Consider the following 20,309-nt stretch of genomic DNA (forward strand, 5'->3'; position numbering starts at 1 on the left):
GCCGCCGGCCGGCTTGCGCCCGGCGGTACGGGCCTGGAACAGCGATTTTACCGTTCTTTGTGCCGCCGCCGGGAAAAATCGGGCTGGACAGCCCGCCGGGGGGCAACGGGCGTCAATACGGGCGCGGCGGTGCGACGATGCGGGGTGTGAGGAAGATCAGCAGTTCGGTCTTGTCGCGCACCCGGCTGTTGCTGCGGAAGAGGGCGCCCAGGATGGGGATGTCGCCCAGCAACGGTACCCGGGTTTCATGGTCGTTGTCGGTCTGGGTATAGATGCCGCCGATGACCACCGTGCCGCCATCTTCGACCTGGACCTTGGTCTTGACGTGCTTGGTGTTGATCGCCAGGCCGCCCGGGGTGACGTTGCCCCGGCTGTCCTTGTTGAGGTCGACGTCGAGGATCACATTGCCGTCGGGGGTGATCTGGGGCGTCACTTCCAGCTTCAGGTTGGCTTTCTTGAATGCGGTGGCGGTGGTGCCATTGCCGGCGGCCTGCTGGTAGGGGATTTCCTCGCCTTGTTCGATCAGGGCCGCCTGCTGGTCGGCGGTGATCAGGCGCGGACTGGAGACGATCTTGCCGCGTCCGTCGGCTTCCAGGGCCGAGAGTTCGACGTTGAGGAAGCGCTGGGCAGCGGCGTTGAAGAGGGTAAAGCCGAAGCTGCCCGGAGTGGCGCCGCTCAATGGCTCGGCGCGCAGGTTCAGGGCTGGTTCGCTCAGGTAGAGACCCGATGTGGGTGGCGTCTGCCGGGTCTGCTCGCCGATGGCTGCATAAGTGTTGCCCACCGCTGCGCCGCGGGTGGTCGCCGCCAGCCCGAGCTTGACGCCGAGGTTGCGGGCGAAGCTGTCGTCAGCTTCGACGATGCGGGCCTCGATGAGGACCTGGCGTGCCGCCACGTCGATGCGCTCGATCAGCTTGCGCACGTTGGCCAGCACGGCCAGGGTGTCGGTCACCAGCAGCTGGTTGGTGTGATGGTCGATCATGGCGCTGCCACGGCGTGACAGCAGGGTGTTGCGGCGCCCGGCCTGGGTGTTGCCGTCCTCGCCGATGCCCAGTGCGCGGCGCAGGGTGTCGGCGCGCTGGTAGTTGAGCTGGAAGCTTTCGGCATGCAGCGGCTCCAGGTCGGCGATCAGGGCTTTCTGTTCCAGTTCCTGGCGTTCGCGCGCCTGCATTTCCTCGCGCGGGGCGATCCACAGTACCTCGCCAGTGCGCCGCATCTCCAGTCGCCCGGCCTGCAGGATCAGGTCCAGCGCCTGATCCCAGGGGACATCCCTCAGGCGCAGGCTCAACTGCCCGACCACGGCGTCGCTGGCCACCAGATTGACGTCGCTGTAATCGGCCAGGACCTGCAGGGCGGTGCGGATGTCGATGTTCTGGAAATTGAGCGATAACCTGTCGCCGCCATCGTGCTTGTCGGTCGGTGTTCCGGAGGAAGCGGGGACGGTGCTGCCGCCGGTGACGGGCAACACGTCGATCACCAGACGGCGACCGCTCTGATAGGCCTGGTAGCGCCATTGGCCCTGCGTTTCGAGCACCACGCGTACGCCTTGTTCGTACGGGTAGGCATGGTATTGCGTCACGGGGGTGGCGAAGCGCCCGACCTCGACCGGCCGCTGCAGGTCCGGTGACAGGATGGCGCCGCCGATGTCCACCACCAGGCGCCGGCCCATTTGGCGGACCTGCAGCGGTTGATCGGCCGCGCCCAGTTCCAGTATCAGTTGTCCCTCGCCGGCGCCGCCGCGGCGAAAGTCGATGTTCTGCAGTGCGCCGGGCTCGGGCGCGGCGCGCTGGTCGAGTTCGACCAGCAGGCGATCATCCTCGACCCGCAGACGATGGCTGACGGCGTGTTTGAGCTGCAATTGCAGCCGCAGCCGGTCGTCGTCGGCGGCCACCAGCACGCGCTTGAGCAGGCCGCTGCCGGCCAGCGCGCGGGGCAGCATGTCGGCAGGCGTGGTCTTTGGCAGGTCCAGTACCAGTTGTGCCGGATCAAGCAGCTGGAATGCGCCTACCTGTGCGGGGTCCAGGGGATGGGACAGTTGCAGGCTCAGCGTGAGCCCTTGCGGGCGGTACTGGATACCGATGCCGTAAAGGCGGTTCTCGGCCAGGGTCGGCCAGGGTGACAGGGACAGCAGACCGGCGAACAAGAGCAGCAGGGTTCTCATTGCCGGCTCCGGGGGCGGATCAGGCGCCGTCCGTTGCTGCGCGGTGACAGGCGCGTGGCACGCGGGTAGGGCGTCACCGTGGCGGGAGAGCCGGTCGCATAATTTTCCATCGAGATGGTCTGGGTCGACCCGGCGTGGTGGAGGGCGATCTGGTCTTCGTGCACCGCCAGCACTTCGCCAAGCGCGCCGGGAAGCTGGTCGCCGACCTGCAGGCGGCGGGTGGCGCCGTCCAGCTCCACCAGTGCGATCCGCTGATCGTTACGACGTAGCGTACCCAGCAGGCGCAGCGCCGGGCGTGCGGGTGTTGTCGGGGCGGAGGATGGCGATGGGGCGGCAACGGCTGTAACAGCTGCAACAGCAAGGTCTTCCTCTTCATCGCTTTCCGTCGCAGGGCTGGCTTTGCCGCGCGCCTGCCGTGACGTGAGCGTTGCTGTCGCCGCTTCATCTTCGAGTTGGAATGGATCGGGAAGGTCGGACGAGGGATGTTCGATTTCTCCCGCAGGCGGGCGCGAGGCCGACGCTGTGGCGGGTGGCAGGCGCAATGACTGTTCACGGCTGAGGGTGATCCACTGCCGGGTTGCCGTGGCCTCGTCAGGGTGTTCCAGTGTCACCAGCGCGGCATAGGCGGTCGCGGCCAGCAACACCGGCGCAAGCATCAGCGAGGCGAGGGAAAGCACGCTCATGGTGGAGACTCCATGGAAGCCGACTTGGCATTGCCGGTGGGGGCGGAGACCGTGGCCTTCATCAGCAAGGCCGCCTGCGTGCCGCGCTCGCTGGTGATCTCCAGGTTCTCGAAGAGCACCGGCATCGGTGGCCGACTGACCTGTTCGACGAAGCGCAGCAGGCCCGCATGCTTGCCACGCAGGCTGATGGTGGCGCTCAGTTTGCCGGGCTGGGGCTGGAACGAGGTCAGTACCAGACCATGCTCTTCGGCGCGGCGCGCCAGCTTGGCATGCAACAGTTCGGGTTGCTGCTGGTCGGGGCGCCATAGCTGAACCTGTTGCGCGACCAGTTGCATCTCCAGCGCGGTCTGGCGCGACTGCAGGCCATCCCGCAGCGCGACCTGGTTCAGGGCGGATTGATACTGCACGCGCAGGTCCTGCTGTTGCCGTTGGGCAGACTGGCGCGATTCGTCCAGTTCTTCGACCGCCAGCAACAGCCCGCTGGCCGCGCACGCCAGCGTTGTCAGCAGGTACAGCGCCAGCCGTGCCGGCCGGGGCCAGTGGGCCGGATGGGTACGCAGGCTTGCACGTTTCATTTTGGCTCCTGGGTGGCGTTCGCGGCGGGTGGCGCCAAGGGGATGACGATGCTGAAGGCGTAACCACGATCTTCGGCGTGCAGATCATTGAGGGTGGCACCGTCCAGGCCGGCACCGGTGAGCGCTGCGGCGTATTCCTGCACCGCTTGCGCGCTTGTCGCATGGCCGCGCAGCTCGGCCCGCCCGGCTTGCTGCATGACCCGCTGCAGACGGGTCTGCGGGTTGCCGGCCTGGGCCGCGCCGCGCAGCAACTGGATGGCCTGCTGGCGCCGTCGGGCCAGTTGTTCTTGCGCACTCAGCTGTGTGTTGAGCGCTTCGATGCGGGCGCGCAGTGCGCTGGACTGTTGCACCAGGGGCGCCATCTTTTGCAGCTCCTGGCTCAGCATGGCATTGGCCTGCTGCAGCGATGCCGTGTGACACCACACCCGCAGGCCGGGTACTGCGGCGATCAGGCAGCCCAGCAGCGCAGCCACTGCCAGCCAGCGATAGAAGCCCAGTTCGCGCTGGCGGCGACGCTGCTGCGGGGTGCGCGAGAAATCGAAACTTGCGAAACTTGCGAAGCTTGGCTTCATGCCATGCCCTCCCACGCCAGGGCCAGGGCCAACTGATAGTCGGCCGGGATTTGCGCAGCGATCGCGGAGGACAGCATCAGCGGTGAGGGGATGGGGGCGAGCTGCGCATCGATGCCGGCATATTTGACGAAGGCGCGCCCGATGGCGCCCAGCTGAGGGTGGTCGCCGCTGAGCAGCAATCTGCGCGGCAGGGGTTTGAGCAGCGGCGCCACGCTGGCCAGCAGGGGCAGCGCTCCGCCTGCGGCAGCCTGCGCCGGCAGGTTGTGGGCCGGGCCCCTGCCGTGCAGCAGCCAGTTGCCGCCGCGGTCCAGCCGCAACACCGCAGTCTGGTCGGCGCGCCGCTCGTCGCGCAACCAGGCGGCCAGGCACAGGTCCTCCGGTGCCAGCGTCGCCAGGGAGCGATTCAGGGCCTCGGCCAGTGTCAGCCGGTCTTCGATGGCCAGCGTCGAGGCGGCCAGCGCCAGCACCTGGACGTCGGCGGGTGAGGCCGGTTGCGGACCGAGTATCCGGTAATCCAGTACCTGCTCTTCGGCCGACGCGCCATGGGCGGCCATTTCGGCGCGCACCTGTGCCAGGCGCTGGACCTCGCTGGAGCCGGTCGGCAGGACCAGGCGACGGCCGGTCAGCGTCGCGGCCGGCAGGGCCAGCGCCAGGGTGGCGCCCTGGCAGACCGGGTTGTCCAGCAGCGAGCGGCAGATCAGCACCAGTGCATCGAAGTCGACCACCTGGCCATCGCGGCACAGGGGCCTGGCCGACAGGCGCTGATCCAGGCGCAGCAGTTGGGCGCGCTGGCCGCAGCGGCGCAGCAAGGCCAGTTGGACCCGGTCAGGACCGATGTCGACTCCGGCGCACAGGCGCGCCGACATCCGGCGGGAAGGAAAGATGGAACTAGCCATGCCGCAGTTCTTTCGCAAGGGAAAAGGGGGAATTGTCTGGCCGGCGGGAAGGCGGGGGAATAGCGGAAACTTGAGGAATGCCTGTCAATTTGCAGTAAATGATGTCAATTGCTTCACTTCCGGCCATCCTGGTCGGAACCGCGCTCCTGTGCTTTGGTCTATTTGCAACACCTGGCCGCGCGGCCCGTCAGGGCGAGCCGCTATAATGCGGGCTTGTTTCTTCCAACCCGGCTCCGGCCTGCTTTAACGCTTATCTCGAATGTCTTCATCTTCCAACGGCGGCGATCAACACCAACCGGCATCGGCGGCGGATAAACCCGCAGGAAAGGCCCCGCGCAAGCGCATGCACTGGTCGCTGCGCATCCTCCTGGGCCTGGTCGGCACGGTGCTGGGCCTGGTCGTGATGGTGGCGCTGGGCGTGACCTTCATTGTCGCGCTGACCTATCCCAAGCTGCCCGACCTCGATACGCTGACCGATTACCGTCCCAAGATCCCGCTGCGCATCTTCTCGGCCGATGGCGTGCTGATCGGCGAATTCGGCGAGGAACGCCGCAACCTGGTGCACTTCAAGGACATCCCGGAGATCATGAAGAAGGCCGTGCTGGCCATCGAGGATGACCGCTTCTACGAGCACGGCGGCGTCGATTACCAGGGCATTGCCCGGGCTACCTTCTCCAATCTCTCCGGCGGTGGCGGTGGTGCTTCCACCATCACCCAGCAGGTGGCGCGCAATTTCTTCCTGACCAGCAACGAGCCGACCTTCCTGCAGAAGGCCACGCGCAAGTTCTTCTATGAAATCCCGCTGGCCTGGAAGATCGAGAACAACCTCACCAAGGACCAGATCCTTGAGGTCTACATGAACCAGATCTATCTGGGCCAGCGCGCCTATGGCTTCGCCTCGGCCGCCCAGATCTATTTTGGCAAGCAACTGAAGGACATCAGCATCGCCGAAGCCGCGATGCTGGCCGGCCTGCCCAAGGCGCCGTCGGCCTACAACCCGGTGGTCAATCCCAAGCGCGCCCATGCGCGCCAGCAGTACATCCTGCTGCGCATGCGCCAGCTGGGTTACATCACCGATGCGCAATACCAGGAAGCCAAGGACGAGGAACTGCGGGTCAAGGGCGACAGTTCCGCCTTCGGCATGCATGCCGAATATGTGGCCGAAATGGCGCGCCAGCTGGTCTACGCGCAATACAAGGACGAGACCTATACCCGCGGCCTGAACGTCTTCACCACCATCACCAAGACCGACCAGGACGCGGCCTACATCGCCCTGCGTCGCGGCATCATCGACTATGAGCGCCGGCATGGCTATCGCGGTCCGGAAGGCTACATGGACCTGCCGGACAACGCCACCAAGGAAGCCGTGGAAGACGCCGTGGAAGTGGAGCTGGCCGATCACCCCGACAGCGATGACATGGTCGCGGCCGTGGTGCTGGATGCCAAGCCCAAGGAAATCACGGCCATGCTCTCCACCGGCGAGGAGATCAGCATTTCCGGCGCCGGCCTGGGCTTCGGCGCCAACCTGCTGTCGGACAAGGCCCCCCCGCAGAAGAAGATCCGTCGCGGCGCCATCATCCGCGTCTTCCAGGACGGCAAGGCCTGGATCATCACCCAGATGCCGGAAGTGGAATCGGCCTTCGTTTCGGTGAACTCGCAGGATGGCGCGATCCGCTCGCTGGTGGGCGGCTTCGACTTCAACCGCAACAAGTTCAACCACGTCACCCAGGCCTGGCGTCAGCCGGGTTCGTCGTTCAAGCCCTTCATCTATTCTTCTTCGCTGGAAAAGGGCCTGTCGCCGGCCACCATCATCAATGATGCGCCGCTGACCTTCACCCAGACCGGTGGCCAGGTGTGGCAGCCGAAGAACTACGGCGGCAAGTTCGAGGGCCCGATCTCGATGCGCCGCGCGCTGCAGAAGTCGATCAACCTTGTGTCCATCCGCATCCTGGAGCGCGTGGGTGTGAAGTATGCGCAGGAGTACATCACCCGCTTCGGCTTCGACGCCGACAAGAACCCGCCCTACCTGACCCTGGCGCTGGGTGCGGGCAACGTCACCCCGCTGCAGATGGTGGGTGCGTATTCGGTGTTCGCCAACGGCGGCTACAAGATCAATCCCTATCTGATCACCAAGGTCACCGACAGCAACGGCGAAGTGCTCTCGCAGGCCAAGCCGGCCACCGCCGAGGATGAGTCGAACCGTGTCATCGATGCCCGCAATGCCTTCATCATGGACAGCATGCTGCGCGACGTGGTGCGTCATGGCACGGCGGTCAAGGCGCTGTCGCTGAAGCGGACCGACCTGGCCGGCAAGACCGGTACCACCAACGACTCCATGGATGCCTGGTTCGCCGGCTACCAGCCCGGCCTGACCGCGATTGCCTGGATCGGCTACGACCAGCCCAAGAGCCTGGGCGACCGTGAAACCGGCGGCGGCCTGGCCCTGCCGGTGTGGATCAGCTACATGTCCAAGGCGCTCAAGGATGTGCCCAACGTGGATCGCAAGGTCCCGGACGGCGTGATCGAATCGGGCGGCGAGTATTACTACGCCGAGTTCCCGCCCAGCGCCATGGTGCGTGACCTGGGCATGGGTGATCGCAGTGGCCTCACGCCTGAAGAAGAAAAGGCCAAGACCCAGATGAAGAACGAGTTGTTCTGAGTCTGCCTGGAAGGAACGATCAGATAATGATTTATATCGTTTAGATTTTCTGCTGATCCCATGCAAAACCGCCGGTCGCGAGAGCGTGACCGGCGGTTTTTTATTGCTGCCGGCAGCGAGGGGCTCAGTCCCGGCCAGCCAGGTAATGACTGATCCTGCGCATGGCCAGCGTGGTCAGGACTTCGTCCTGTTCGGCGCCATAGTCGCTCAACTTGACGATGACGGTGCGGGTCGCCGGATTGACGTAGATGTACTGTCCAAATACGCCGATGGCTGAGAAGTCCTGGTCCTGTGCATTGCCGGGGGGAATCCACCAGCCATCGTGGTATTCGAGAATGTCGCTGCGGTTGTCCGGGCGGCGCGGTTCGTTGGACCATGCGTTGCTGACCACCTGACGCTCGCCGATGCGTCCCTGGTTCAGATAGAGCAGACCCAGGCGGGCGAATTCGCGCGCGGTGGTGTTGAGGCAGCAGAACGCCTTTTCCACGCCGTGCTTGCGGCTGTCCACGCTCCAGCTGGCATCCTGCTCCATGCCCAGCGGTTCCCACAAGGCCTGCTGCGCGTAGTCGGACAGGGGCATGCCGGTCGCGCGCGCCAGTACCCGCGACAGCACCAGGGTATCGACGCTGCGATATTCGAACCGTTCGCCGGGTGCGAAGCGCAAGCCATGGCGCCGGGCCAGGAAACTGTGCAGGTCGGTGCTGACGAACATGCGCACCACCGGTGAGGTCAGCGACCCCGCATAGCGCTCGTCGACGTCGATGCCGGAACGCATGTCCAGCAACTGGCCGATGGTAATGCCGGCGTAGGCGGGTGCCAGTTCATCGCTCTTGAGGTAGTGACCGATGGGCTCGTCCAGCGACTTGATCTTGCCTTGCATCAAGGCCACGCCAGTCAGCGCCGAGACAAAGGATTTGGCCACCGAGAAGGACGTGAAGCGGGAATTGGCATCGAAGCCGTCGATGTAGCGCTCGTAGACGACGCTGCCATCCTGCACCACCACGAAGGCATGGGTGGCGGTGGTCTTGAGGAAATCGGCCATGCTGAGCTGGCCATTCTTCTTCCATGGCACGTTGATTTCCAGCGGCCGCAACGCCACCGGCAGCGCTTGCGGATGACTGGAACGGGCGATGGGATTGGCGTCGAAGACCTTGTAGCTCTGGCTGCGCGGCGTCAGGTCGAACTGCAGGTCGACCAGCGCCGGCAGGCTGGGCAGATCGGCGACACGACGCCCGATCTCGGCGCCGGCCAGCAGGATCAGCAGGGCAGCAGCGCCGCGGGCAAGGCGCTGGGAGGTACGTGGGCTGGGCATGGGGCTCGTTCTTTTTGGAGTGAGCCTATTGTGCCTGATCAGCCGATCTTTTTGCTTGCCGTGTTCTGTACGTCTTGCACGTATTGCTCGTAGCCGCGTGCGCGCAACTGGCAGGCCGGGCAGGTGCCGCAGCCATGGCCCCAGTCATGCAACTGGCCGCGCTCGCCCAGGTAACAGGTGTGGGTGTCGGCGCGGATCAGGTCCACCAGCGCCTGGCCGCCCAGCGATTCGGCCAGCGCCCAGGTCTGGGCCTTGTCGATCCACATCAGCGGTGTCTCGACCTTGAGTTGCGTGGCCATGCCCAGATTGAGCGCCACCTGCAGGGCCTTCATGGTGTCGTCACGGCAATCGGGATAGCCGGAGAAATCGGTTTCGCACATGCCGCCCACCAGAACGTTCAGGCCGCGTCGATAGGCCAGGGTGGCGGCCACCGTCATGAACAGCAGGTTGCGGCCCGGGACAAAGGTATTGGGCAGGCCATTGTCCTGCATGGTGATTTCGACATCGCGGGTGAGCGCGGTGTCGGAAATCTTGCCGATCAGCGACAGGTCGATCATGTGATCCTCGCCCAGACGAACCTGCCAGTCGGCGGAAAAGCCCTTCATCTTCTCCAGCAGGGCCGGACGCACTTCCAGTTCGATGGCGTGGCGCTGGCCATAGTCGAAGCCGATGGTTTCCACGCGCTGGTAGCGCGACAGCGCCCAGGCCAGACAGGTGGTGGAATCCTGACCGCCGGAGAAAAGCACCAGGGCGCTCTGGGTGTTCAGGGTCGGGGCGATGGCGGAGGTGGCGGACATGGAGGACATGGTTTCTGGCTCAGTACTGGCTGGGAGGATGGAAGGATGGGGCGATGGACGCGGGGCCTGGCGGCATCCCTGCCGGCCAGGCCCCGCACCTTGTGTGAACAGGCCCCAGCTTAGTTGGTTTTGCTGACCGAATCCAGCACCTGCTCGATATAGTCGCCATTGGGATCGGTGAATTTCAGGCGCACCGGATACCACTCCATCTTGGGGGCCAGCCAGATATCGAGTTTCTGGGCCTGGTCGTCCGGCGGCGGGTTGCGGAACAGGTGCAGCGCCTCGGTTTCGCCCTGGGCGGTCTTGATCTTTTCGCGACCGATCACCTTGAAGGTCCACTGTTCGGCATCACGCGGGCCGGCCACGAAGAACTTCCACTCCGAACCCGGTTTCATCTTGGCGGCATTGGCGCGCGCGATGGCGACGAACTGCCAGGTGATGCCGGTGCGATCCTGCTCGCCACCCTGCAGCGGGAAACTCTCGCCGGATTCGGTGAAGGTGATCTTGTTCTGCTCGCGGTTGAAGGTGGTGGTGGTGGGTTCGCGACGCAGGCGCTTTTCCACGAAACGGGACGGCGCCAGGCCGTAGGCATCGATGGCGCCTTCGCTACTGGTTTCCAGGATCTTGCCCAGGAGCATCGCCCGGGTCTCGGTGGTGACGCTGTAGGCGGTCTTGCTCTGGGTCCACTTCACCAGGCCCTCACCCTTGAGGTCGAGTCCGCTCTGCTTGGCCTGGATGGCATAGTGCAGCTCGGCCGACGGCGGCAGATTGAAGGGGCGCTTTTCGACCGGGTGCGGGCCGTCGGCGGCCAGCAGCGGGCCACTGGCCAGCAGGCCGGCCAGGGTCAGGGCGGAAAATCGTGTCAGGAGGCGGTGGGGGATACGGTTCATGGCGAGCTCTTCGTAGTGGTCTCTGTGGATGGGTTCGGGCCATCGGGATGGTAGACAGCGGATGGCTTTCGGAGCGGTCGGAAATCCTATGACTACGGATACGACTGCGATCATTGCTGACGGTTCGGCTATCCCGGGGGAGCAATTGTGCGCAATTGTTTCGGATTTTGACAGGACTTCGCGAATGCGGCAGGACTCATGGCGGCAAGGCTTCCATGCCGGAGAGCGACAGGTCGATGAAATCTCCTCCCCGGGAAGGTGGTTCGGTATAGCGCACCCGCACCGGATACCACTCGTGCTGGGGCGCCAGCCAGATGTCGACGCGATCCTCATAAGAGCCGGGTTTGGGCATGCGGACCACATGCCAGGTATGCAACTGCCCGATGGGTAGCGTCACGTCTTCTTCGCCCTGCACCTGCATGCGCCAGACCTCGCCATCGCGCACGCCCGCCACGAACATGTCGATCACCGCACCGGCCCGGAACTGCGCGGGGTCGCCGCGACCGATGGCAGCCAGCTGCCAGATGACACTGCCGCGATCCTGTTCGCCGCCGCGTCGTGGATAGGTGGTGGTCGAGGCAGAAAAGCTGACCACGTTGCGCTCGCGGTTGAAGTGGGTGTTGGTGGCCGACTTGAAGCCGGTCTGTTCGGTGTACAGCTCCGGTGACAGGCCATTTCCATCCAGGTCGCCCTGGCTGGTGAAGTTGAGCACGGTAAACACCAGGACCTTGGCCTTGCCCTCGACGCTGTAATGCGGGCCGTCATTGCGCCAGGCGATGCTGCCACGGCCGTAGCTGGCCCGTCCATCCTTGGTGCCGGTGGCGTCGTAGCGCAGCAGTACGCTTGGTGGTGCGCTGGTCTGGTAGGACTTGCCGGGCGCATCGCTTTGGGCTTGGCCGCCCTCGGCGGCGGCGCCCGCCGTTCCCTGGCCCTTGCCTTCCGAGGTCTTGCCAGTGCCATCGTCCGATGCCGTGGCCGTCGCGGTGGCGGGCGCGGAATGCGGCGCTTCGGGGGCGGGTGTATAGATGGGCTCGACGGTCTCCCGTATCGGTTCATCAGGCGGTTCGATGGAGGGCTCGCTGCGGCGCGCCGGCGCGGCTTGACGACTGGCCGGCTTGGCTGCAAGCGGTTGCGTCGGTCTGGGAACCGGCAGCGCCACCGGTTGCTCGGGTGGTGGCAGGGGGCGCAGTTCCACGGTCATGGCCTGTTCTTGCGTGGCACCCGGCAGGATGATCTGGCGCCGTCCCCAGTCCACCAGCAGGGCGTGCAGCGCCAGGCTCAGTGCAATCAGCAGCAGCAGGCGCGGCCAGCGCCGGGGTGGGGGGGAAACTTCGCTCATGTGCGCCAGTTTATCGGATCACGCCTGCAGCGTCGTGGGGACGGAGATCAAAAGAGCGGTCATTCAAACAACGTACAATGCGCGTTTGCGCCTTTGCTCTGTTGACGCTGTCTCTTTCGAATGATGAACCTGTCCTTGTCCTTCCGTCTGCTCTCCCTCGCGGCGCTGCTCGCCTCCTCGCTTTCACTGTCATTGCCTGCACATGCAGTACAGGGCGTACAGGGCGCGCCTGCCTTGCCACCGGTACGCATCGGCATGATCGATGGCCTTTCCGGCCCCTTTGCCAATGCCGGCGAGGCCGTGGTGCGCAACATCAGCTATGCCATCGAACGGATCAACGCGCGCGGTGGCGTCAGCCTGCCCGATGGCAAGCACCTGCTGCAGCTTTCCACCTTCGACAACAAGCTCGGCGTGGAAGACTCGTTGGTGCAATTGCGCCAGTTGACCGACGAGCGCATCCCCTTCCTGATCGAGGGCAACAGCTCGGCGGTGGCGGCGGCCCTGATCGATGCGGTCAACAAGCACAACCAGCGTGAACCGGATCGCCGCGTGCTGTTCCTCAACTATTCGGCGGTGGACCCGACGCTGACCAATGAGAAGTGCAGCTTCTGGCACTTCCGCTTCGACGCCAGCGCCGACATGCGCATGCAGGCCCTGACCGAGGCCATCAAGGCCGATCCCGCGACCCGCAAGGTCTACCTGATCGGCCAGGACTACAGTTTCGGCCGCCAGGTTGCCAAGGCCGCCCGAGAGCAACTGGCGGCCAAGCGGCCCGACATCGCCATCGTCGGCGATGAGCTGCACCCCATTGGCAAGATCAAGGATTTTGCCCCCTACATCGCCAAGATGCGCAGCGCCGGGGCTGACGCCGTCATCACCGGCAACTGGGGCAATGACCTCACCCTGCTGGTGAAGGCCGCGCGCGATGCCGGCTTCAAGGCCAAGTTCTATACCTTCTATGCCAACAGCCTGGGCGCGCCGGCGGCCATTGGCGAGGCCGGCGTGGGCGTGGTGCGGGCGGTGGCGGAGTGGCACCCCAATGCGGGCGGGAACCCCGGTTCGCCCAGCGATGCCTACTATCAGGAATTCCGCAAACGCTATCCCCAGCCCAAGGATGACTACCTCTACCTGCGCATGCAGGTCATGATCGAGATGCTGGTCAAGGCCATCGAAAAGGCCAGGAGCACCGATCCCAAGGCGGTTGCATATGCCCTGGAAGGCGCGCATTATCAGAACGCTTTCCACCAGGCCACGATGCGGGCCGAGGATCACCAGCTGATCCAGCCGCTGTACCTGATGCAGATGCAGCGTGCCGATAGCGGCGGCATCCGCTTCGACAATGAGGGCAGCGGCTATGGATTCCGCACCGAGCGCTTCATCCCGGCCGAGCAGACCGCACTGCCGAGCTCATGCCGGATGCAGCGCCCGCCGCGCTGATGACCAGAACACGACAACAGGAGCGACCAATGCTGAACCACGACAAGATGCCGGGCGCCGGCTCGGTAGGCGATACCATCGAATTCATGAAGAAGATGTGGAGCAGCATGGGCGCCCCGGCCATGGCCACGCCCTCGCTTTCGGTGGAGGATATCAACAAGAAGATCTCCGACCTCAAGACCGTCGCCTCCTGGCTGGAGCTGAACCTGAACATGCTCAAGGCCACCATCCAGACCTTGGAAGTGCAGAGCGCCACCTTGTCCACCCTGCAGGCCATGAGCGCCATCATGGCCTCGCGCGGAACCCCGGAAGCCGCCGCCGACAGCGATGCCGATGAACTGGCGGCCCCGCCGCCGCCGTTCCCCTTCGGCTTCCCGCTTTGGCCGGGTGCCGCTGCTGATGCTGCTGCTGGCGCCGAGCCTGAGCCCGCAGCCGACGAGCCCGAGGAAGCCCCGGACGAAGCGGAGCCCGAGCTTGCAGCAGGACAAGACCGTCAGCCCGAAGCGGCCACGCCAGGGGAAGAGGGCGGTTTCGCTATCCCGCCCGCGCCCGATTTCCAGTCCGCCATCGCCAATCCCAACGCCTGGTGGAATGTGTTGCAGGAGCAATTCAAGCATGCCGTCGGCAATGTGATGGCCGGCGCCCAGGCCGACCAGGAGCCCTTGTTGAAGCCCGCCAAGGCGCCCAAGCCGGCCAAGCGTAGCGAAAATAAGACAGTGTCACCAAAGTCCAAGGCCAGCCCCAAAGCCAAGCCGGCTGGCGCTCCCAAGGCTGGCAAGGCGGTCAAGGCGGCGCCGAAGAAGCCACCGGTCAAGAAAGCCCCGAAGAGCGCGGCAAATACGAGCGCCCCGGCCCGGACGCCTGTTGTACAATCCCGGCAAAACAAGAAGCCAGCCTCCCGCAAGCCAATCTCCCCCTGATCCTCGCCATGGCACTGCCTGGTCCTGGGCGCAGACGCGTCCGGCCGGCTGTCATATTGCTGAAACCTGAGCGTTTTAGTATGGTTCAGGAAAATCTTGTTAAAATCAAACACTTAACGCATATAGGTCCCTACTGAGATGCTGTACCCAGAATTGTTCAAATCGCTAGAGCAGGTCCGTTGGAATATGGATAAGGATATTCCCTGGGACAAGTTCGACGCTTCCTTGCTCACCGACGAACAGGCGCAGACCATCCGCATGAATGCCATCACGGAATGGTCGGCACTGCCGGCGACCGAGATGTTCCTGCGCGACAATCGCGGGGACAGCGATTTTTCGGCATTCATGTCGGTATGGTTCTTCGAGGAACAGAAGCACTCGCTGGTGCTGATGGAATACCTGCGCCGTTTCCGTCCGGACATGTGCCCGACCGAAGAAGAACTGCACAACGTGCGTTTCGAGTTCGATCCCGCCCCGCCGCTGGAAACCCTGATGCTGCACTTCTGTGGCGAGATCCGCCTGAACCACTGGTACCGCTGCGCCGCCGACTGGCACACCGAACCGGTCATCAAGCAGATCTACAAGATCATCAGCCAGGATGAAGCCCGCCACGGTGGCGCCTATCTGCGCTACATGAAGAAGGCCCTGAACGAAGTGGGCGACAAGGCCCGTGCGGCCTTCGCCAAGATCGGTGTCTTGATGGCATCGGCCCGCCGCACCGAGAAGCCGCTGCACCCGACCAACCTGCACGTGAACCAGGCGCTGTTCCCCAACGACACCGTGCAAAGCCGCCTGCCCGATCCGGAATGGCTGGAACGCTGGCTGGACAACCAGATCAAGTTCGACGGCGAATGGGAAAAGAAGGTCGTGGACCGCATCCTGCACAACATGTCGCTGCTGTTCGAACGTACCTTCAGCAACGTCCAGGAGCTGAACCGCTACCGCAAGGAAGTGACCCAGCGCATCCTGCCGGCGGGCGCTGCCGCAGCCTGAGTGCGGATGCAGCACACCGGGTAGCACAGGCAGTACAATCGCAAGCCGCAACCCAGGTTGCGGCTTTTTTCATGGGATGCGCCGCCTTCCGCTCCACAGCGCGCCCATCTGATCCACCCCACAGCCAACCCAGCTCACCACGATGGCCGATTTCGAATCCAAACTCTGCACCCGCGAAGAACTCAAGGCCCGCGTGGCCCAACTGCCCAAGCCGGTGGTGATGACCAATGGCGTGTTCGACATCCTGCACCGCGGCCATGTGACCTATCTGGCCCAGGCACGTGCCCAGGGCGCCTCGCTGGTCGTGGCGGCCAATACCGATGCCTCGGTCAAGCGGCTGGGCAAGGGGGATGACCGTCCCATCAATAGCTGCGAAGACCGCATGGCGGTGCTGGCGGCGCTGGAATCGGTGGCGCTGGTGGTGCCCTTCGACGAAGACACGGCGCTGGAAGCCGTGCAGGAAGCGCATCCGGATATCTACGTCAAAGGCGGCGACTACGACATGCACGCCATCCCCGAAGGCCAGGCGGTGGCGGCCTATGGCGGCCAGGTACTGGCGATCGCCTTCGAACATGACCGCTCCACCAGCAAGCTGCTGGCCAAGGTGCGCAAGCTGGCCGGCTGAATCCGCCACTGAAGAACGTAAACGACAAGGCCGGCAGGAGCATCGCTCGCTGCCGGCCTTGTCGTTTCAGGCGATGGCCCGCCGGGCCGGGGTGGCTCAGTGGTGCATATGTCCCTTCATGTCCTTCATGTCATCCTTGGCGCCGGCCGCCGCAGGGTCCTCGACATTGACGACGACCTCGATCTTGCCGGCCTTCTCGAAGCTCAGGGTGAGCGGGATCTTTTCGCCTGCCTGGAGCGGCTTGGACAGGCCCATCAGCATGATGTGGTAGCCATTGCCGGGTTGCATGGCGATCTTCTGGCCGGGTTTGATTTCCAGTCCGCCATCGACTTCGCGCATCTTCATCAGATTGCCTTCCATGGCCATGGTGTGGATTTCACCACTCTTGGCGACCGGCGAGGAAACGCCCACCAGGCGGTCCGCAGCGCTGCCCTTGTTCTCGATGCTGATGTAGGCGCCGGCGGCCGGCTGGCCGGGTACCGTGGCCCGCGCATAGGGATGGCCGATTTCCAGTTGGCCCAGCTTGAAGCTATGGGCCTGCGACAGCGGCGTAGCGGCCAGCAGGGCAGCGGTGAGGGCCAGGCCGGCGCAGCGTTGGAAGAAATGTTTCATATTGTTTAGTCCTTTTGTCCTATTTGAATCCTGATCGGGCGGGCCTGACTCGTCGTGATGGCATGGCCCGCGCAAGAAAGCCTGGTACAGCGGAATCCGATCAGGCCGGAGGCGCACGCGCCTGCGGAGTCAGTGACGTCGGACTGGCCGAGCGCCCGGTGGAGGTCAATAGTGCCAGCGGGTAACTGATGCCCGGCACGGCATCAGCGTGGAAGGCGGCGGTCGGTGCGGTCGCCGCATGCTGGCTGCCGCAGCACAGCGGGCAATGGCTGGCAGCCAGATGGGTGGGGCCGTTGCCGGCGTTGCCGCCCACGCTGCAGATGGCCATGGCCGGCGCTTCGCGGGCGGTGCGCGCCATCGCCTGCTGCCACCAGGGAGCGGCAACCATGGTCAGCACCAATGACAGGCAGGCCCATGCCGCGAGCCAGGGGCGGCGCGATGCAGCGGATGCAGTCAATGGAGAAGGGCGCGAAGACATGGGCTGCGATTATAACAACGGTTGATGCACTGCCTGTGCGTCGCCAGGATCGCTCAGGGTGTCCGCATAACGAATGCGAGTGTGTCACTCGCTGGCGCCGATCCTGCCAACAGGCAGGGCCGCCGGCCGCCTCTGGAGCGGGCCAAACATGCGTTTTTTATGCGCCGTTCCAAATTGATTGTTCACATCCGCTAGGCTAGACTTACCGTCTTTCGGGTTTTTGGGTAATCCATCCACATTTTTCTAGGGAGACTGCATGTCCTACAACAACAAGCTGACACTGCGCGCAATGGTCGCCGCCCTGTCCCTGGCTGCCGTCTGCGCAGCTCCGGCCATGGCTGCCGACAAGTCGGTCGCGGTGACCGCCATCGTCGAACACCCGGCCCTGGATGCCGTGCGTGACGGCGTGAAGGACGAGTTGAAGGAAGAAGGCTTCGAAGCCGGCAAGAACCTGAAGTGGGAATACCAGAGTGCCCAGGGCAACACCGGCACCGCCGCCCAGATCGCCCGCAAGTTCGTCGGTGACAAGCCCGATGTCATCGTCGCCATCGCCACCCCGTCGGCCCAGGCCCTGGTGGCCGCCACCAAGAGCATCCCGGTGGTCTATTCCGGCGTGACCGACCCGGTCGCGGCCCAGCTGGTGAAGGACTGGAAGGCTTCCGGCACCAACGTCACGGGCGTGTCCGACCTGCTGGAACTGGACAAGCAGATCGACCTGATCAAGCGCGTAGTGCCCAATGCCAAGCGCGTGGGCATGGTCTACAACCCGGGTGAAGCCAACTCCGCCGTGGTGGTCAAGGCGCTCAAGGAACTGCTGGCCAAGTCCAACATGACCCTGGTGGAAGCCGCTGCACCGCGTTCGGTGGACGTCGGTTCGGCCGCCAAGAGCCTGATCGGCAAGGTCGACGTGATCTATACCAACACCGACAACAACGTGGTCTCGGCCTATGAAGCACTGGTCAAGGTCGGCAACGATGCCAAGATCCCGCTGGTGGCCTCCGACACCGACAGCGTCAAGCGTGGCGCCATCGCTGCCCTGGGCGTGAATTACTACGACCTGGGTCGCCAGACCGGCAAGGTGGTCGGCCGCATCCTCAAGGGTGAAAAGCCGGGTGACATCGCCTCGGCCACCAGCAGCAAGCTGGAGCTGTTCGTCAATACCGCCGCCGCGCAGAAGCAGGGTGTGACCCTCTCGCCGGAACTGGTGAGCTCGGCCAAGACCGTCATCAAGCAATAAAAGTGAACCTGTCGATCCCGCTGCAAGGCGGGATCGGCACATCAGGCGCCCTGCTGCCTGCGACCAGAACGAACAGGATGCCCGGCCACAATCATGCCGAGGCACCGACTACCATCATGAGGAGATGAACATGTTTGCCCTGTCCCAATCCCTGCGCGCCATCGCCGGTGCGCTGGCGCTGAGCGCCGTATGTGCCTCGGCCCTGGCTGCCGAGAAGGTGGTGGCCATCACTTCCTTCGTCGAACACCCGGCGCTGGACGCCGTGCGCGACGGCACCAAGGACGAACTGATCGCCGAAGGCTTCGAGCCCGGCAAGAACCTGAAGTGGGATTTCCAGAGCGCTCAGGCCAATGCGGGCACCGCCGGCCAGATCGCCAAGAAGTTCGTCGGTGACAACCCCGACGTGATCGTCGCCATCGGCACCCCGTCGGCACAACCGATGGTGGCCGCCACCAAGAGCATCCCCATCGTCTATTCGGCCATCGCCGACCCCATGGCCGCCCAGCTGGTCAAGGACTGGAAGCCCTCCGGTACCAACGTGACCGGCCTGTCGCACATGCTGGACCCGGTCAAGCAGGTCGAGGTGATCAAGCGCGTGGTGCCCGAGGCCAAGCGCGTCGGAGTGGTTTACAATCCGGGCGAAGCCAATTCCGTGTCGGCCCTGAACAACCTCAAGGGCGAGCTGCAGAAAGCCGGCTTCACCCTGGTGGAAGCCGCTGCACCGCGCTCGGTGGACGTGGCCCCGGCCGCCAAGAGCCTGATCGGCAAGATCGACGTGATGTACACCACCACCGACAACAACGTGGTCTCGGTCTTCGAGTCGCTGGCCAAGGTCTGCAACGATGCCAAGATCCCGCTGATCGCCTCCGATACCGGCAGTGTCAAGCGCGGCGCCGTGGCGGCGTTGGGCGTGAATTTCTACGATATGGGCCGCCAGACCGGCAAGGTGGTGGCGCGTATCCTGAAGGGCGAGAAGGCCGGCGATATCGCCTCGTCGCCCGTCAAGAACCTGGAGCTGTACGTCAATACCTCGGCGGCGCAAAAGCAGGGCGTGACCCTGTCGCCGGAGTTCCTGAAGTCGGCCACCAAGGTGCTCAACTAAGCTTGTCCTGACGGTCCGGACATGCACCGCCGGCGGCTGCATCACCCTTGCCGCGGCCGGCGTAACGCAGAAGACATTCGGCATGGCGTATCGCGCCGTGCCGAATGTGTTTTTTAAGAAAGCCTTTTTATGTCGCTGTATACCCTCTTGGGCGCCCTGGAGATCGGCCTGATCTTCAGCCTGGTGGCCCTCGGAGTGCTGATTTCCTTCCGCATTCTGGTTTTCCCTGACCTTACCGTCGATGGCTCCTTCCCGCTGGGTGGCGCCGTGGCGGCCACGATGATCGCGGCCGGCTTCAATCCCTTCCTGGCCACCTTCGTGGCGCTGCTGGCCGGCGCCCTGGCCGGCTTCACCACCGCCTGGCTGAACGTGCGCCTGAAGATCATGGACCTGCTGGCCAGTATCCTGATGATGATCGCGCTGTACTCGATCAACCTGCGCGTGATGGGCAAGCCCAACGTTCCGCTCATTTCCGAGCCGACCATCTTCACCATCCTGCAGCCGGAGGCGATCCCCGACTACGTCGCCCGTCCGCTGATCCTGCTGGTGGTGGTGGCCATCGCCAAACTGATGCTGGACTGGTTCTTCTCCTCCGAGATCGGCCTGGCCATGCGTGCCACCGGCGCCAACGCCCGCATGGCGCGCGCCCAGGGCATCGCCACCGGCCGCGCCACGCTGGCCGGCATGGCGCTGGCCAACGCCCTCGTCGCACTGGCGGGCGCGCTGTTCGCCCAGACCCAGGGCGGCTCCGACATCTCCATGGGCATCGGTACCATCGTCATCGGCCTGGCGGCCGTGATCATCGGCGAAAACATCCTGCCGGCGCGCCGCCTGGTGTGGACCACCCTGGCGGTGATCCTGGGCGCCATCCTGTATCGCTTCTTCATCGCCCTGGCGCTCAACAGCGACTTCATCGGCCTGCAGGCGCAGGACCTGAACCTGGTGACGGCCGTGCTGGTGATGCTGGCGCTGGTGCTGCCCATGGGCAAGCGCAAGCTCAAACTGCTGAGAAAGGGAGCCTGAG

Annotated in this window: 19 protein-coding genes; 8 read left to right on the forward strand and 11 right to left on the reverse strand. The window is 64.4% G+C overall.

What is annotated here, in order from left to right; genetic code table 11:
• Positions 1 to 112: 112 nt before the first annotated feature.
• Genes HFRIS_RS01730 through pilM form a run of 5 tightly spaced genes read right to left on the reverse strand, consistent with a single transcriptional unit; the run spans position 113 to position 4,884 of the window.
• The gene (locus HFRIS_RS01730) at positions 113 to 2,158 is read right to left on the reverse strand and encodes a type IV pilus secretin PilQ (RefSeq protein WP_006461489.1); all 2,046 of its coding nucleotides are present in this window, start codon (positions 2,156 to 2,158) and stop codon (positions 113 to 115) included.
• A complete protein-coding gene (locus HFRIS_RS01735; protein WP_006461490.1) occupies positions 2,155 to 2,841 on the reverse strand; it encodes a hypothetical protein in 687 nt (228 codons plus the stop codon). The genes HFRIS_RS01730 and HFRIS_RS01735 overlap by 4 nt, the downstream gene beginning before the upstream one ends.
• Positions 2,838 to 3,416: a type 4a pilus biogenesis protein PilO gene (pilO, locus tag HFRIS_RS01740; protein WP_006461491.1), complete on the reverse strand. Its 579-nt coding sequence runs from the start codon at positions 3,414 to 3,416 to the stop codon at positions 2,838 to 2,840. The genes HFRIS_RS01735 and pilO overlap by 4 nt, the downstream gene beginning before the upstream one ends.
• Positions 3,413 to 3,988, reverse strand: a complete 576-nt coding sequence (locus HFRIS_RS01745; RefSeq protein WP_006461492.1) for a PilN domain-containing protein — start codon at positions 3,986 to 3,988, stop codon at positions 3,413 to 3,415. The genes pilO and HFRIS_RS01745 overlap by 4 nt, the downstream gene beginning before the upstream one ends.
• On the reverse strand, positions 3,985 to 4,884 hold the full coding sequence (gene pilM / locus HFRIS_RS01750) for a pilus assembly protein PilM (RefSeq protein WP_006461493.1): 900 nt from the start codon (positions 4,882 to 4,884) through the stop codon (positions 3,985 to 3,987). Before pilM ends, HFRIS_RS01745 begins: the two co-directional genes overlap by 4 nt.
• A gap of 343 nt (positions 4,885 to 5,227) precedes the next feature.
• On the opposite strand from pilM, the gene HFRIS_RS01755 reads away from it, so the two are divergent.
• The gene (locus tag HFRIS_RS01755; protein WP_006461494.1) at positions 5,228 to 7,543 is read left to right on the forward strand and encodes a penicillin-binding protein 1A; all 2,316 of its coding nucleotides are present in this window, start codon (positions 5,228 to 5,230) and stop codon (positions 7,541 to 7,543) included.
• Positions 7,544 to 7,667: 124 nt separating this feature from the next.
• On the opposite strand, the gene HFRIS_RS01760 is transcribed toward HFRIS_RS01755, so the two are convergent.
• The 4 genes from HFRIS_RS01760 to HFRIS_RS01775 all read right to left on the reverse strand — a co-directional run bounded on the left by HFRIS_RS01760 (position 7,668) and on the right by HFRIS_RS01775 (position 11,881).
• Positions 7,668 to 8,855 (reverse strand): serine hydrolase domain-containing protein, encoded by a 1,188-nt coding sequence (locus tag HFRIS_RS01760; protein WP_006461495.1) that lies wholly within the window; start codon positions 8,853 to 8,855, stop codon positions 7,668 to 7,670.
• Between the two features lie 38 nt (positions 8,856 to 8,893).
• On the reverse strand, positions 8,894 to 9,652 hold the full coding sequence (gene queC / locus HFRIS_RS01765) for a 7-cyano-7-deazaguanine synthase QueC (protein WP_006461496.1): 759 nt from the start codon (positions 9,650 to 9,652) through the stop codon (positions 8,894 to 8,896).
• A gap of 119 nt (positions 9,653 to 9,771) precedes the next feature.
• A complete protein-coding gene (locus HFRIS_RS01770; protein WP_006461497.1) occupies positions 9,772 to 10,542 on the reverse strand; it encodes a DUF3108 domain-containing protein in 771 nt (256 codons plus the stop codon).
• A 196-nt stretch (positions 10,543 to 10,738) separates the two neighbouring features.
• The gene (locus HFRIS_RS01775; protein ID WP_006461498.1) at positions 10,739 to 11,881 is read right to left on the reverse strand and encodes a DUF3108 domain-containing protein; all 1,143 of its coding nucleotides are present in this window, start codon (positions 11,879 to 11,881) and stop codon (positions 10,739 to 10,741) included.
• Positions 11,882 to 12,004: 123 nt separating this feature from the next.
• Between HFRIS_RS01775 and HFRIS_RS01780 the strand changes: the two genes are divergently transcribed.
• The 4 genes from HFRIS_RS01780 to rfaE2 all read left to right on the forward strand — a co-directional run bounded on the left by HFRIS_RS01780 (position 12,005) and on the right by rfaE2 (position 15,856).
• On the forward strand, positions 12,005 to 13,318 hold the full coding sequence (locus HFRIS_RS01780; protein ID WP_039874083.1) for a branched-chain amino acid ABC transporter substrate-binding protein: 1,314 nt from the start codon (positions 12,005 to 12,007) through the stop codon (positions 13,316 to 13,318).
• 29 nt (positions 13,319 to 13,347) lie between these two features.
• Positions 13,348 to 14,238, forward strand: a complete 891-nt coding sequence (locus tag HFRIS_RS01785) for a PhaM family polyhydroxyalkanoate granule multifunctional regulatory protein (RefSeq protein WP_006461500.1) — start codon at positions 13,348 to 13,350, stop codon at positions 14,236 to 14,238.
• A 138-nt stretch (positions 14,239 to 14,376) separates the two neighbouring features.
• Positions 14,377 to 15,231 (forward strand): diiron oxygenase, encoded by an 855-nt coding sequence (locus tag HFRIS_RS01790; RefSeq protein ID WP_006461501.1) that lies wholly within the window; start codon positions 14,377 to 14,379, stop codon positions 15,229 to 15,231.
• A 142-nt stretch (positions 15,232 to 15,373) separates the two neighbouring features.
• Positions 15,374 to 15,856: a D-glycero-beta-D-manno-heptose 1-phosphate adenylyltransferase gene (rfaE2, locus tag HFRIS_RS01795; protein ID WP_006461502.1), complete on the forward strand. Its 483-nt coding sequence runs from the start codon at positions 15,374 to 15,376 to the stop codon at positions 15,854 to 15,856.
• A gap of 96 nt (positions 15,857 to 15,952) precedes the next feature.
• Here the strand turns inward: rfaE2 and HFRIS_RS01800 are convergent, their stop codons facing one another.
• Both HFRIS_RS01800 and HFRIS_RS01805 read right to left on the reverse strand, forming a co-directional pair.
• Positions 15,953 to 16,468, reverse strand: a complete 516-nt coding sequence (locus HFRIS_RS01800) for a copper chaperone PCu(A)C (RefSeq protein WP_006461503.1) — start codon at positions 16,466 to 16,468, stop codon at positions 15,953 to 15,955.
• Positions 16,469 to 16,568: 100 nt separating this feature from the next.
• A complete protein-coding gene (locus HFRIS_RS01805; RefSeq protein WP_244436246.1) occupies positions 16,569 to 16,856 on the reverse strand; it encodes a DUF2946 family protein in 288 nt (95 codons plus the stop codon).
• 346 nt (positions 16,857 to 17,202) lie between these two features.
• Between HFRIS_RS01805 and HFRIS_RS01810 the strand changes: the two genes are divergently transcribed.
• From HFRIS_RS01810 to HFRIS_RS01820, 3 genes are all read left to right on the forward strand, one after another.
• Positions 17,203 to 18,183: an ABC transporter substrate-binding protein gene (locus HFRIS_RS01810; RefSeq protein WP_006461505.1), complete on the forward strand. Its 981-nt coding sequence runs from the start codon at positions 17,203 to 17,205 to the stop codon at positions 18,181 to 18,183.
• A 130-nt stretch (positions 18,184 to 18,313) separates the two neighbouring features.
• Positions 18,314 to 19,285 (forward strand): ABC transporter substrate-binding protein, encoded by a 972-nt coding sequence (locus HFRIS_RS01815; RefSeq protein WP_006461506.1) that lies wholly within the window; start codon positions 18,314 to 18,316, stop codon positions 19,283 to 19,285.
• Positions 19,286 to 19,414: 129 nt separating this feature from the next.
• The gene (locus HFRIS_RS01820; protein WP_006461507.1) at positions 19,415 to 20,308 is read left to right on the forward strand and encodes an ABC transporter permease; all 894 of its coding nucleotides are present in this window, start codon (positions 19,415 to 19,417) and stop codon (positions 20,306 to 20,308) included.
• Position 20,309: the final 1 nt, after the last annotated feature.

Source organism: Herbaspirillum frisingense GSF30, assembly GCF_000300975.2.
Classification (GTDB): domain Bacteria; phylum Pseudomonadota; class Gammaproteobacteria; order Burkholderiales; family Burkholderiaceae_D; genus Herbaspirillum; species Herbaspirillum frisingense.